This is a genomic window from Bacillus sp. S3, assembly GCF_005154805.1.
GTDB lineage: Bacteria > Bacillota > Bacilli > Bacillales > Cytobacillaceae > Neobacillus.
Genome location: NZ_CP039727.1, coordinates 4181054 through 4194491 on the forward strand (window position 1 = coordinate 4181054; position 13438 = coordinate 4194491).

General features: G+C 42.8%; 15 protein-coding genes. 1 reads left to right on the forward strand and 14 read right to left on the reverse strand.

The window, feature by feature from the left end; genetic code table 11:
* Nucleotides 1-101 precede the first annotated feature (101 nt).
* From FAY30_RS27590 to FAY30_RS20460, 6 genes are all read right to left on the reverse strand, one after another.
* Nucleotides 102-3059, reverse strand: a complete 2958-nt coding sequence (locus FAY30_RS27590) for a hypothetical protein (protein ID WP_223820807.1) — start codon at nucleotides 3057-3059, stop codon at nucleotides 102-104.
* 185 nt (nucleotides 3060-3244) lie between these two features.
* Nucleotides 3245-4177 (reverse strand): cation diffusion facilitator family transporter, encoded by a 933-nt coding sequence (locus tag FAY30_RS20440; RefSeq protein WP_149871594.1) that lies wholly within the window; start codon nucleotides 4175-4177, stop codon nucleotides 3245-3247.
* Between the two features lie 252 nt (nucleotides 4178-4429).
* The gene (locus FAY30_RS20445) at nucleotides 4430-5245 is read right to left on the reverse strand and encodes an energy-coupling factor ABC transporter ATP-binding protein (protein ID WP_149871595.1); all 816 of its coding nucleotides are present in this window, start codon (nucleotides 5243-5245) and stop codon (nucleotides 4430-4432) included.
* Entirely contained in the window at nucleotides 5245-5931 is a 687-nt protein-coding gene (locus FAY30_RS20450; protein WP_149871596.1) for an energy-coupling factor transporter transmembrane component T family protein, read from the reverse strand. Before FAY30_RS20450 ends, FAY30_RS20445 begins: the two co-directional genes overlap by 1 nt.
* Complete coding sequence (locus tag FAY30_RS20455) at nucleotides 5928-6203, reverse strand: PDGLE domain-containing protein (RefSeq protein ID WP_149872796.1); 276 nt, start codon at nucleotides 6201-6203, stop codon at nucleotides 5928-5930. Before FAY30_RS20455 ends, FAY30_RS20450 begins: the two co-directional genes overlap by 4 nt.
* Nucleotides 6203-6835 carry an energy-coupling factor ABC transporter permease gene (locus FAY30_RS20460; protein WP_149871597.1) on the reverse strand — a complete coding sequence of 211 codons (633 nt, stop codon included), beginning with the start codon at nucleotides 6833-6835 and terminating at the stop codon, nucleotides 6203-6205. Before FAY30_RS20460 ends, FAY30_RS20455 begins: the two co-directional genes overlap by 1 nt.
* Nucleotides 6836-6911: 76 nt before the next feature.
* Here FAY30_RS20460 and nikR point away from each other — a divergent pair, with 76 nt between their 5' ends.
* Nucleotides 6912-7331, forward strand: coding sequence for a nickel-responsive transcriptional regulator NikR (gene nikR / locus FAY30_RS20465; protein WP_149871598.1), 420 nt, complete (start codon nucleotides 6912-6914; stop codon nucleotides 7329-7331).
* Nucleotides 7332-7488: 157 nt separating this feature from the next.
* Here the strand turns inward: nikR and cydS are convergent, their stop codons facing one another.
* The 8 genes from cydS to FAY30_RS20500 all read right to left on the reverse strand — a co-directional run bounded on the left by cydS (nucleotide 7489) and on the right by FAY30_RS20500 (nucleotide 13274).
* Nucleotides 7489-7590 carry a cytochrome bd oxidase small subunit CydS family protein gene (cydS, locus tag FAY30_RS28100; RefSeq protein WP_411675506.1) on the reverse strand — a complete coding sequence of 34 codons (102 nt, stop codon included), beginning with the start codon at nucleotides 7588-7590 and terminating at the stop codon, nucleotides 7489-7491.
* Nucleotides 7591-7613: 23 nt separating this feature from the next.
* On the reverse strand, nucleotides 7614-8639 hold the full coding sequence (locus FAY30_RS20470; RefSeq protein ID WP_149871599.1) for a cytochrome d ubiquinol oxidase subunit II: 1026 nt from the start codon (nucleotides 8637-8639) through the stop codon (nucleotides 7614-7616).
* Nucleotides 8636-9982: a cytochrome ubiquinol oxidase subunit I gene (locus tag FAY30_RS20475; protein WP_149871600.1), complete on the reverse strand. Its 1347-nt coding sequence runs from the start codon at nucleotides 9980-9982 to the stop codon at nucleotides 8636-8638. Before FAY30_RS20475 ends, FAY30_RS20470 begins: the two co-directional genes overlap by 4 nt.
* Nucleotides 9983-10148: 166 nt before the next feature.
* On the reverse strand, nucleotides 10149-10790 hold the full coding sequence (locus FAY30_RS20480) for a response regulator (RefSeq protein ID WP_149871601.1): 642 nt from the start codon (nucleotides 10788-10790) through the stop codon (nucleotides 10149-10151).
* Nucleotides 10790-11587, reverse strand: coding sequence for a sensor histidine kinase (locus tag FAY30_RS20485; protein ID WP_149871602.1), 798 nt, complete (start codon nucleotides 11585-11587; stop codon nucleotides 10790-10792). Before FAY30_RS20485 ends, FAY30_RS20480 begins: the two co-directional genes overlap by 1 nt.
* A gap of 52 nt (nucleotides 11588-11639) precedes the next feature.
* Complete coding sequence (locus FAY30_RS20490) at nucleotides 11640-12347, reverse strand: ABC transporter ATP-binding protein (RefSeq protein WP_149871603.1); 708 nt, start codon at nucleotides 12345-12347, stop codon at nucleotides 11640-11642.
* Complete coding sequence (locus FAY30_RS20495; RefSeq protein WP_190284704.1) at nucleotides 12338-12556, reverse strand: hypothetical protein; 219 nt, start codon at nucleotides 12554-12556, stop codon at nucleotides 12338-12340. Before FAY30_RS20495 ends, FAY30_RS20490 begins: the two co-directional genes overlap by 10 nt.
* A gap of 7 nt (nucleotides 12557-12563) precedes the next feature.
* Nucleotides 12564-13274, reverse strand: coding sequence for a right-handed parallel beta-helix repeat-containing protein (locus FAY30_RS20500; protein ID WP_149871605.1), 711 nt, complete (start codon nucleotides 13272-13274; stop codon nucleotides 12564-12566).
* Nucleotides 13275-13438 lie beyond the last annotated feature (164 nt).

Consider the following 13438-nt stretch of genomic DNA (forward strand, 5'->3'; position numbering starts at 1 on the left):
AATAAAGAACATTTTACCAAACAATTATGAGAGATAAAGAAAAATGCATAAAAAAACCTGTCAGGATGTGTACGATAAGTCGCCGCATCCTAATAGGTTTTCTAGCGTATCCATGCTCCATTCGCGCCCAGTCTATAGCCGCCGATTTTTGTGTTATAGGCCATGGCACCGGTGCTGTATAGGTAGTACCAGTCTTTCCCTAATTGGAGCCAGCCGGTTTTCATCGCGCCGCTGCTGTTTAGATAATACCAAGTCGTACCTAACTTTAACCAGCCTGACTTCATCGCGCCGCTTCCGTCTAAGTAATACCAAGTTGTTCCTTGTTTTAACCAGCCCGTTTTCATCGCACCGCTTCCGTCTAAGTAATACCAGGTCGTTCCTTGTTTTAACCAGCCCGTTTTCATCGCACCACTGGCATCCAGGTAATACCAAGTAGCACCTAATTTCAGCCAGCCTTTTTGCATCGCGCCACTGCCTGCAAAGTAGTACCAAATACTATTTATCTTTTGCCAGCCCATTAGCATTTCGCCTGCATGGTTAAAATAGTAGCGGGTTCCTGAAATGTCTTTCCAGCCTGTGGCATAATCTCCGATAGCCGGGTCATAGAAATGCCACTTACCATTGTAAAATTCCCAGTTAGAGGCAGTTGTAAACTTGATAATAATATCATTTGCTAAGCTTTGTCCTTGAGGACCAGATAAGGCATCCTTCTTAATAGTAAGGGTGTAGGCTGTAGTCCCATTTAAAACGTCAGCAGCAATGAATAAGCCATCATCGGAAACCCAACTAAATGTGTCAACAATGCCACCTGGTCCTTTAATAATTATTCCTGATTCGTCATTCACTTCCACATTTTGATCAAAGTGAAAGCCGAAGATACTGCCTAAAGGCACTTTTTGGACGCCATCTGTCAAATGATCATAATAGTCGAATTCCTCTATTTCATCATTCCACGTGAAGATTGCACCTTCCAGATATTGTACTGCCTTTGGTGGTATAGGTGTGCTTGGAGTTCCCGGGTCAGTCGGTGTCCCTGGGTTACTTGGTGTATCCGATGTCCCTTGGGTTTTTGTATCCATGGTAATAATATAATATTTTCCAGAGCTATCAGTAGAAACAGCCGTCAATTTCCCGTTTTGAAGATGAAGTTTTTCCACAGTTGCCTCTTTTTTAATCGTATACAAATATTTATTCGTATTATATTCATAGACATCGATTCCTCCGTCTACTCTAGCAGCAAATGTCAATTGGTCCTGTAAGCTGAATTCATAATCAGTGTATTTTCTTCCTAGTTTAAAGGCATAGGTCAAATCACCCGTCTGATACATCGCAAGGTCAAAGACAACACCGCTATTATTGTACATCCTTTGACCATCTGGTGTTATTTTGGCAAAAGGATCTAACGGATAGTCGCCATGATAGGGAGAATCGTAGTTCTTCTTTATTATCCCATTTTCCACTTCAAATGCATTCACATCCCTTGGGCTTGTATCCGTTGAAATGGAATAAATCTTGGATGTTTCAGGATTGAAATAGAGGTAGGACCATGCCCGCATATTGGCAATATACGTGTTTGGTATTTCTCCTCCCGTTGCCAAAGAATAAACTTTCATATCCTCCCACTGATCGGAACCTGGCGCGATATAAATATAGCCATTTTGATCAATTGCAATATCATAAGGGTCCGCGTCAACATCGATGACCTTAGTTAATTTAAATGTTTGTATGTCAACCTCAGCGATGGCTCCGATTAGTTTAGAGGCTACATATTGATGGGTCATTTTATGTTGTGTTACATACAGTTTATTTTTATAAAGCTCCAGCCTTTCTGCAGGGTATGGAAGTGCTAATGATTTGATTTCCCCTGTAGAAATATTAACCGCATAAACCGTTTTACTTCCCATTTTAGTCATATAAATTACCGGATTGTTCGGATCCATGGCCGTATCATTTGGTTTAAAACCAAGATTATTAAGGGTTCCCACCGGATCCGGGACACCAGGTGTTTCCGGTACACCTGATGATGGCGGCGTATCCGCATTCATTGTCTCGATAAAATAATTTCCACTGCTATCTTGATTAATAGTTACCAAAATGCCGTTTTGAATATGAAGCTTTTGGACATTTAAATCTTTCCTTAAGGAGTATAAAAACGTTTTTGTATCATATTGATAGACGTCAATTCCGGTGGTCGTACTGGCGGCAAAGGTTAATCCCTGCTCTTGACTAAACTCATAATCATTGTATTTTTTCCCGAAAGAAAAACGGTAGTTCATGTCCCCTGATTTATACGTAGCTAGTTCAAATACAACCCCGCCAGTATTGTATATGCTTGTTCCATCAGGAGAAATTTTACCGGTAATACCGAGATTATAATCCCCATGGTAAGGAGAGTCATAGTGATTTTGGATGACCCCATTTACGACTTCATATGCCTCAATATCTAAAGGACTTCCGGTTGTCTCATTTGAGTAAATTTTCGATGTTTCTGCATTAAAAAAGATATTCGTTCTTTCATACATGGATGTAGCTGGATAAGGTGCAGTTTGAACAATCTCTTTTTTATCCTTCATCGAATATACTTTTAAATCATCCCACTGTCCTGATCCAGGTGAAATATAAATATATCCATTGTTGTCTACGGCGATGTCGTATGGGTCTTGATTAATATCCAATACATTACTTATGGTAAAATTACTAGGATCTACCTCTGCAATAGCGCCAGAATAAGGGCCTTGATTGTAGGTATCATGGCTCATTTTAAGCTGAGTAACATAAAGCTTATTATGATTAAAATCTAATCTTTCTGCCGGGTATGGCAGGTTAAGAGATTTAATCTCTCCTGTGGAAAAATTAACTGCATAGAGTGTCTTACTTCCCAGTTTTGTCGCATAAATCACAGGTTTATTCGGGTCAATGGCTGTATCATTCGGCTTAAACGGAAGGGTAATAGATCCTTTAACAGCCATCGCTGCGTAAACAGATTCCCCATGTAGGAAAGACCCAACACTAGAAAATAGCAGTAAAAAGACTAGCAAATAGCGAGACAACGCTTTCAAAATAACAATCCTCCTAAAATATTAAAATCATTCTAACACGCACATACCTTCGCAATCTACAATATTTGGATATTAATTGTGAAATTTCTCCTATTTCAAAATAGCTCTCTATTAAATCATATCTAAATTTAATGGAAACTGAAAAAAAGACATCTCTTTTGAGGATGTCTTTTTCCTTTGCTTTGTTAGTTGCATGTACCGAGCGGACTTGGGCAGCCGTTTGTTTCTTTTTCGACTTGGATGGTGCTGTGTTCGATATGGAATTCGTCATGAAGAATACGCTGCGATTGCGACAAGATTTCATCATGAACTCCTTCATCAGAGATGGTAAGATGGCAGCTTAAAACTGGATATCCGGAGGTAATCGTCCAAATATGAAGATCATGAACTTCCTTAACAAGCGGTATCCTGCCAAGCGCCGCTTTCACTTGATCAATATCGATTTGCGTTGGGGCACCCTCCATTAGAATATGGAAGGAATCCTTCGTGACGCGGTACCCGCTGATAAGGATCAAGGCGGCAACAATAACGCTCGCAATCGGATCGGCAATGCCCCAGTCGAAAAACATAATGAGCAGTGCGGCAATAATGGCGCCGACTGACCCGAGCATATCACCGATAACATGTAAAAAGGCACTTCTTATATTCAGGTTATCATCCTTGTCACCCTGCATAAGAATCCAGGCAGCGATGATGTTGACGACTAACCCTGTGACCGAAATGATCAGCATCCCCGTGCTTTGCACTTCCGGCGGAGCGAAAAAGCGCTGGATTGCTTCGTAAAAAATAAAGAAAGAAATGACCATTAAGGTTAACCCATTTAGGGCAGCAGCAATGATTTCAAATCGTTTGTAGCCATAGGTCTTTTCTTGAGACACTTGTTTTTCACCGAGTTTAATGGCGAAGAAGCTCAGCCCCAGGGCCGCGGCGTCACTGAGCATGTGGCCGGCGTCGGAAAGCAGCGCCAAACTATTTGTCAGGAGTCCGCCAATGACCTCGACAACCATAAATGCAGCAATTAGAATGAAAGAACTCATTAACGCTTTTTTATTGCCTGTATGTGAATGGCCATGCGAGTGGCCGTGTGAATGACCGTGATGGTGGTGATGATGACCCATGTTGATCCCCCCAAGAACCCTAATAATGCAGGTACTTTATTTTTGTCTTTCTAAACCGAAATTGTTACGAATAAGGCTAGTTTTTTCCAAATGTGACGTTGTTATTCTTTTACCCACAACAGTCTTAAACCACTTCCTTCATTCAAATGCTCGTTTGATTATATCATATTCAAACAGCAGTTTGAATGTCAATTGTTTTTATCATTTTACACACAAAAAAAAGAGAACCCAATCAGTTCTCCCAGATTTCCTTTATATTTTCGCTGCTAACCATCTTTTTGCTTCATCCAATCGAATTGGCATCTCCTCTTTCTTTCCTTTCCAAAGAGAGGTCATTAATTGGACAATCGGCGGCAGCGTCAAATTCGCCTGCTTCATAATATCATGGCGGCCGAAGAGTTCTCTTGCCTGGAACGTCCCCAGGCACTGGCCTTGATGAATCACGATTACATCCTCCGCCCATTCTGCAACAAATTGCATATCATGTGTAGTCACAATCACTGTCTTGCCCTGCTCTTGCAACAACTGCAAAATCGACGCCATTCGTTCTTTTCCTAATGGGTCGAGAAAGGCCATTGGCTCATCTAAAATAAATACGTCAGTCTCCATCGCAAGGACACCGGCAACGGTGACGTGCTTTTTTTGCCCATAGCTTAGCTCGGATGGATTGTCGGACAGTAAATGCTCAATTCCTACTAATTTAATATATTTTTCTATCCGTTTCTTAATTGCTTCGCCGGTAATACCCATCTGAACAGGGCCAAATGCAATATCATCTGACACCGTTAAAGAAATAATCTGGTCGTCAGGATCTTGAAAGACAATGCCGACTTGCTTATATAACTCACGCCGTAATTTCTTATCAAGTTTCTGCTCACGGAAGAAGATCTCCCCTTGCTGCTGGGCATACAGGCCATTCAAATGAAACAAAATTGTCGACTTTCCCGCTCCATTTGCACCGACGATTGCTGTCTTTCGGCCTTCACGGATTGAAAAGGAGATGTCGCGCAATATGGGCTTGTCCTTGGTATAGCCGTATGAAACCCCATTAAATCGAAAAATATCCATTATTGCTTTCCTCCTACAAAAAACAAGCAGAGAACACAGCCGATCCACAATACACAATGAAGCCATTCGGTTCGAGGGACCATTTCTGGTTTCAATGATGTACGTTCTCCTTTATAGCCCTTACTTAACATGCCTAAATATATTCGTTCAGAGCGTTGAAAAGAACGCAGCAGCAGGCTTCCTAACAGTCCGCCTAGTACCCGGTACTTATTTACTTGAAACCAGTTTCCTGTATAGAAACCTCTACTCCTAAGACTTAAAAGCATTTGCCGAACTTCCGTACGAAACACGTCCATAAACCTTAAGGTAAACATCATCAGCTCGATAAAAATCGACGGAACCCTTATTTCTGCCAACACCTGTAAAAAGGCAGGAACACCCAAGCGGTAAAATACAAAGGTAAGCATCTGAGCAACAAACAACAAACGGCCGCTGTATTGAAGTGCCTTTATCCAGCCTTGGCCTCCTTCATAAAGGGGGAAAAAGAGAAACGTAAACAACATAAAAAAAGCGATTGGTTTTAGTTGTTTGATGAACGCGTGAAACGGAATTCGATAAATAAAGAGAAGCGTTGTTCCGATAAAAAGGTTTCCCCCAATAATGATAAGATCCTTCGGTAAAACCCCAAGAATAATCATCAAAAGTGCCAATACTACTTTTACCCTTGGTTTCGGCAGTGCCATCATTTGCGTTTGCCAGCCAATTTACCAATCATGAGAAAGAACAGGAATGTCAAGGCAACCCCAATGATCCCGGCAAGACTGGATGACATCCAAGAATGCACGCCTGGAATGGCATAATCAGGCAGTGGGGATTGCAAATACGTCGTTGCCCGATCAATAAAAGCCAGTTGTTCTCCTGCCTTTTCATAGCCATCAGGGTGTCCCGAGGCAAGTAAAGATACAGCGCCGGCAATCACTAACGATCCGATAATCCAAAAATAGATTCGTTTTTTCATCAAGAATGCTCCTCCCCTCTCCTAAGGAAAAAGGAAGACCTGTGGGCAAACGGAACGACTGCGACCGTGATCAAACCTTCTCCAATACCAATAATTGCATGCCATAGAATAAGTGTTTGCAGTGCCAATTGATAGGAAACAACATGTGATGCACCGAGCTGCAGAGCGGCAAAGACGGAGGTAATCACAACCGATACCCAACCGGCAATAAAGACCATGACCGAAACCGGCAGCTTACTTTTTCGAAACATTTTATAAACCAATGATGCGGACAGCGGGGCAAGAATCGCCATATTTAGGATATTGATACCAAGGACGCTGATTCCTCCGTCCTGGAACACGACGGCTTGAATCGTGACCACGGTCGTCATAATGAGTGTCGTCGGCCAGAAGCCAAACAGGTAGGCCGCCAGTGCTCCCCCCATCAAATGGCCGGAAGCTGCTGCCCCTAAAAGGGGGAAATTCACCATTTGTGCAGCAAAAATAAAGGCTGCCATCACGCCCATAATCGGAACTGCTGTCTGTTCAAGGTTGTTTTTCGATTCTCGAACGCTTTTGGCAAGTACAGCAACAGATACAACGGCACCTGCCGCTAAAATAGTGGGACTTAGAATCCCGTCAGGAATGTGCATAATCGATTCTCCTTTTCACTTTTTCTATCAAAATATTTATGATATTGTTACATTATCAGGAAGGAGGCTTAGTGCTTTGACTTCGAAAAATTTAAGCCGGTTTGGCGTATCCATGGAAGAAGGCTTACTTGAAAGCTTCGATCAATTAATCGAAGAGAAAGGGTATAAAACCCGCTCGGAAGCTGTCCGTGATTTGGTCCGTGAAAAGCTGGTCAAAGATAAATGGGAACAAGATGATCTCCAAGTGGCTGGCTGTCTCCTCATTTTTTATGACCATCATCAACGCCGTCTAATAGGAGAACTGACCGCGATTCAGCACGACTACCACGATGCGATTCTTGCGACGACCCATTTTCACCTTGATCACCATAATTGCCTCGAGATGATTGTCGTTCGCGGGAATGCCCAATCAATCCGTACTTTACGAGATAAATTACTTAGTTTAAAAGGGGTAAAGTATGGTAATTTATCCGTTTCTCCTATAAACGAGCCTTAATCGTGTTACTTTTTAAATAAATCGTAACACCATTTTATGTTATTGAATAAAGATATATGTGTCAATTTATTTAATTATGAAGTAAGAAAAGACGTGTGCGGGCACACGTCTTTTCTTACTTTTATTTTACGGGTTCGGTGTTACCTTATTTGAACCTTTATTTTTTCACTGCATCATCTTTTCGTGCAGCCCAGAATGCCGCTAGAATGGATGCGATCAGCACCAGAAACGGTGCATAGAACATGAGGAATTTATCCAGCTCCAACATAGTAATGCCTCCCTTTAGGCATGATCATTTCGATTCCCTTGTACATAGGCCTTGTTAAACAAGAACAGTCTGAGCAACAGATACAGCGACGGCAGCAGCAAGCAAAGTCCGGCAATAAACGCAATCACCAGCGCGGTTGCCATCGCCTCATTCGTGAAGCTGTCATAAATCGTTAAGTACGGATACATTAAATATGGATAATGGGAAATGCCATAAGCCAAAAAGGCGAGCGTGAACTGGCCGGCTAGCAGCCAAAAGGCAAATCCATAGGCAATCCGCTGCCAAAGTAAATAAACGGTTCCTGCGAAGAAAATCAGCGACAGCCCAAACAGCCACCAAAGATCAACTAAACGCTCATAATGTTCCGGATTATGATTCTTCATTTCAATAATAATGCCGGCAGCGGTGATGATCGCCGGCCCCGCCCAGACAAGTGCATATTTCCTCAGCAGGTTTGCTGCCTGCCTGTCTTTCGCTTTTTGCGCATACCAGGTTAAAAACACAGCGGAAATATATAAAACAGATGTTAAACTGAGGGCAACAATACTCCAAGATAAGGGGCTCGTAAACAATGCCCAATAATCAAGTAATGGCCCAGCATCCTCCAAGGTAACAAAACCGCCCTCGGAAATTACTAAAACGATGGATAACGAAGCAGGGATAAATAGTCCCGTCAGACCGTACAGAATGGTATATCGTTTATGCTTCAAGCCGCCATACGTGGTGAATGCGTAATAGGCACCGCGGATCGCCAAGAGAATAATCGCGATGCTCGCCGGGACAAGCAATGTCGAGCCATAATAATAAGCTGTTTTTGGAAAAAAACCGACAATCCCGACAAAGAAGAAGACAAGAAAGACATTGGTGACTTCCCAAACAGGGGATAAATAACGCTGAATCACCTTCGTTAAAATATGCTCCTTGCCCGTCAAGGTACTGAAGGCATTAAAGAACCCAGCACCAAAGTCTATCGAGGCTACAATAATATAGCCGAATAGAAAAATGCCCAATACCGTAATTCCGAGAATCTCTAGCGTCATTTCATCTCACCAGCCCTATCCGCTGCCCGATCAGCTAATTCCTGTTCCACCGGATTGTTACGGAACATCCGCCATAGGACGAATACACTGCCAATACCGAGGATGATGTAAAGACTTGCAAACAGCCAGAGCATCGTATCCACTTGACCACTTGTTGTGGCAGCATCCTTTGTGCGCATTATCCCTCGCAATACCCATGGCTGGCGCCCTACTTCATCAAGCCACCATCCCGCTTCAATTGCGATAATTGACAAGGGGCCGCCGAGTACCATCAGCCATCTAAACCATTTTGTTAATATAAACCGCCACTCACGCCATGTTCCGACCACATACACCAATGATATAAAAACCATCCACATACCGATCGTCACCATTAAGTCAAACATGTAATGGATATATAGCGGCGGCTGGTCGGCTTCTTTAAATCGATCTAACCCAATCACTTCCGCATTTGGGCTGCTATGTGCCAAAATGCTAAGTCCATATGGAATTTTCAGCGCATATTTCACTTCGCCGTCCTTAAGGACACCGTAGAGAATCAGCGGTGCCCCTTTTTCTGTTTCAAAGTGCCATTCGGCTGCCGCTAATTTTTCCGGCTGATATTCTGCTAAATACTTTCCGGAAAAGTCGCCGATAATGGCGGTGGCAATCGAAAAAATGAGCCCGAGCTTCATCGTTAAAAAGAGCGCCTTTTTATGGTACAGATGATTGGACCCCTTCAACAGTCGAAACGCACCGATGGAAGCAAGGACAAACGCTGAAGTCATGTAGGCTGTGACGACAACATGTGCTACCTTCGTCGGCATCGCCGGATTAAACATTGCTACGAACGGACTTACATTGACTAGCTCCCCATTGACGAGGTCAAAGCCTTGCGGTGCATTCATAAACGCATTGACAATAGTAATAAACACGGCGGAAAAAGAGGCACCCAACGCGACGGGAATCAGCAGCAGCAAGTGCTTTTTCTGATTTTCAAATCGATCCCACGTATATATGTATATTCCCAAAAAGATTGCTTCAAAGAAGAAGGCGAAGGTTTCCATAAATAATGGCAGGGCAATCGTATTTCCCGCAAGCTCCATAAATCTTGGCCATAGTAGTGAGAGCTGCAGGCCAATCGCAGTTCCAGTGACCACCCCAACCGCAACGGTAATCACGAACCCCCGTGTCCACCTTCTCGCCAGTAAAATATAATGCTCGTCATTCTTTTTAATCCCGACCCATTGGGCAATCATGATCATGAGTGGAATGCCGACACCAATGGTTGCATAAATAATATGAAAGGATAAGGTCAATTCGGTTAAAACACGGCTGAAAAATACTGTTTCTTCATTTCCCATTTGCTGTCTCTCCAATCTTAGCCCGAAACGATCCGTCCAACGATCGCCAGCCCTAAAATGGCCGCTACCATAAAGGTCAGCCAAATCAACTTCCGTTCTTGTTTTTTATAAATAGGAATTCCCCCTTATACTCAGATTGAAACACTCCGTTATACTATACCCAAATTCATTTGGTAATATATTTAACTGCATAAGAGGCAAGCTGTACCCTGTTTTCAAGACCGAGCTTTTCCAGCAGATTTTTAATATGATTTTTTACTGTATTCTCAGCGATAAACAGATTCTCGGCAATCTGCTTATTGGTTCGCCCCTCTGAAACTAAGAGAAGGATTTCTTTCTCTCTCGGAGTCAATGAACTGATTGCCGGAGTATTCTGCAAATCGCGCTCCCGAAATTGATAGAGCAATTTTCCAGCCAAATCCCTTGTAGCCTCGTTTGACCCATCAACAATAGAATGAAGGTACTGGAGCCAATCATCGGGATCCATACTTTTTAATAAATAGCCCTGTGCCCCATACTGAATACTGGTAAATAAATCTCCGACATTATCGGATACACTTAAGATAATCACTTTGATAAACGGATATTTCTCTTTGATGATTTTCGTTGCCGCTAAACCATCTAAAACTGGCATTTCAATATCAATTAATAAGATGTCGGGAAGATGTTCACCGCACAGCTCGATCGCTTCCTTGCCATTCTTCGCTTGACCGGCAATGGTAAACAGCGGATCTTCTTCCAGAATGGCCATAATTGCCTGTCTTGCATGGGGGTGGTCGTCAGCAATCAAAACCCGATAAGGAACCATCAACTATCGCTCCCTTTTACCATTATTTTTGTCCCATGATTCTTTTCAGAGACGATTTCAAGCACCGCGTCGATTTTTTCAGCTCGCTCATTTAACATGATAAGACCATATTGGTTCAGACCGCGTTCATTTTTCATAAACCCCTTGCCATCGTCTGAAATATTCATTTCCCATCCATTAGGGATGGGCTGCAGAAGTAAACGGGCCGATTGAGCCCCGGAGTGCTTTCGGATGTTCGTAAATGCCTCCTGGATTATGCCGAACAGCTGCACCTCTTCAGATGGGCTAAAATAGCCTTCCGTGATCTGTATGGTAACCTTTGTTTCAATCCCGGAGACGGTACTCCAATCATTCAGCCAATTCTCCACCCGTTTCGAAAAAGAAACGGCCTCAAGCGGGTTCACGCGCAGGTTATAAATCGCCTGCCTGAGGTTGGCATCAATGGAATTGACGAGCCCGCTCGCTTCATTAATTTTTCCCTTTTTTAAATTTACCTTTAGTAAAAATAAAGTCTGGGCAATGTTATCATGTAATTCTTTTGCCAGCCGTTCTCTTTCTTCATAAACGGCGCGCATTTCCCGTTCTGTGGTGAGGCGGTGATTTTTTTCCTCAATCATCTTAAACATCCAGGTGGTAAATACATAGGAAACGGCCCATGTTAACAGGATAATCACGTAATTTCCTGCTTCCATCGACAGATTATGCAGTAACCCCGTATTATGCCGGATAAGCTCAAAGCCCCCTATCAACAAGGGTGGGATTAAAATCGCAATAATTTTCAACGTTCGGTATGACATTCTGACCGCCCCTCTATTTCCTTCTATCTCCATTAAAGCATATACGTCCCGATTATACTTCTTTTTGACGATAGCGGCTGAGCAGTTTTACCATAAATGGTTTCGATTCTGTGTCGTTATTTTTCAGTACTTCAATCATTCTTCCATTTTCCATGAAGATGACTCGGTCAGCCACTTCAGCTGCCACATCCATCATATGGGTTGAAAAGATAATCGTCGTGCCGCTCTGCTTTATTTTTTTCAGGAATCCTATAAATACATCAATCCAATAGGGATCAAGGCCATTTGTCGGTTCATCGAGAATTAGCACAGTTGGGTTTGCCAGCCATGCCTGGCCAAATAACAGCCGCTGGCGCATCCCCTTTGACAGGTGTTTCACCATTTCATCTTTTTTTGCCGCTAACCCTAGGAGGTGGATCACATCCTCCACCCGGGCTGGCGCTGTCTTTCGGAATATTCCATAAAAAGTTAAAAACTCTTTGACCGTTAGTGTTTCTTGCGCAAAAAATTCATCCGGCATGTAACCGATTAACGAAACATATTGCTGTCTATTTTGCTTGATATCGACTTGATTGATCGTAACCGTGCCATCGTTAGGTGCAGAAATACCGGCAATAATATTCAGCAGTGTGCTCTTTCCAGCACCGTTTCCACCGCAAAGAACGATGCACTCACCATCCGCTGCTGTTAATGATAAGGGGTAAAGCGCCGTCTTATGTTTAAATACCTTGGAAACATTTTTTATTTCAATCATAGAAATCTCCTTTTTTTTAGGAACAGGATCGCGGGGGTGAGCACAATCAGCAGGTAGGCCATCATGTAGCCAATTAGGATGCCCCAGCCTGCAGCTGATTGGAAAAGGTGAACAACCGCATCATATGACGCACCAAAGATTGCGCCGCTATCCCATTGAATGATTAAAAAAATTCGCAAAAACTCTGCAGGATTTACGACCATCGCCAGTTTCATTAATGGGTCAACCATCGAATAAGGAACGAGACCCAAAATCGCAATTAAAGCGGTTGGCCAAATCATAATCAGGAAGAACCAGACGGCAACAGCAGCCATTAATGCCTTCCACGATGGTAATATTGTCGGAAAACATCACATGCAGCCCATACCGCGAATTGCTGATGGTGTTGCCGCTAAAGGTGTTATTGCTGCTATTCTCCATATAAAAACCATCTTGGACATGCTCGACCTTGATTTCTTCAAACGTATTATGATGGGAATCCCACAGTTCAAACCCATTCTCCTTGCCGACGCCTGCCAGTCTAAGATTTCGGAAACTCGTTTTTTCCACATTTTCGAGGTAAATTCCGGATTTCCAGATTTTCAAAGTTAGATCTTCAAGGTGATGATTCTTTCCGCTCATTTTAATCACTGCCGCGCTCTTATCTTTTTTACAGCTTATTATCTGAATCCCTTTTACTGTCACACTATTCCCCTTGATGGTAATAGCTGGTTTAGAATTGCAGGCTTTGAGAATCGTTCCTTTTTCAGCCTCTATTACGATTGGCTTTTTTAAAACAATCGGTTCTTGATAGATACCGGCCGCTATTGTTAGTATGCCGCCTGCTGGAACCGCATTGATTTGTGATTGAAGGGATCCGTCTGCGGATGTCTCCTTTCCCCCAACGAAACTAATGATCCCCACCAATAAAATCAGCTTCAGTAAACCTTTCATATTCTTAATTCCTTCCTGCGAACCTTAAAGATTACTTCATGGTCAAATAAACCCTTTTCATGAGTTGAAATCTGTAACAAGTTTAAAGTAAACGATTCGGCGGGTATTTCCTATGACTCAGAGGGGCTATTTTTTCGTTCATATTTGAAATTTTTTTGGCAGGA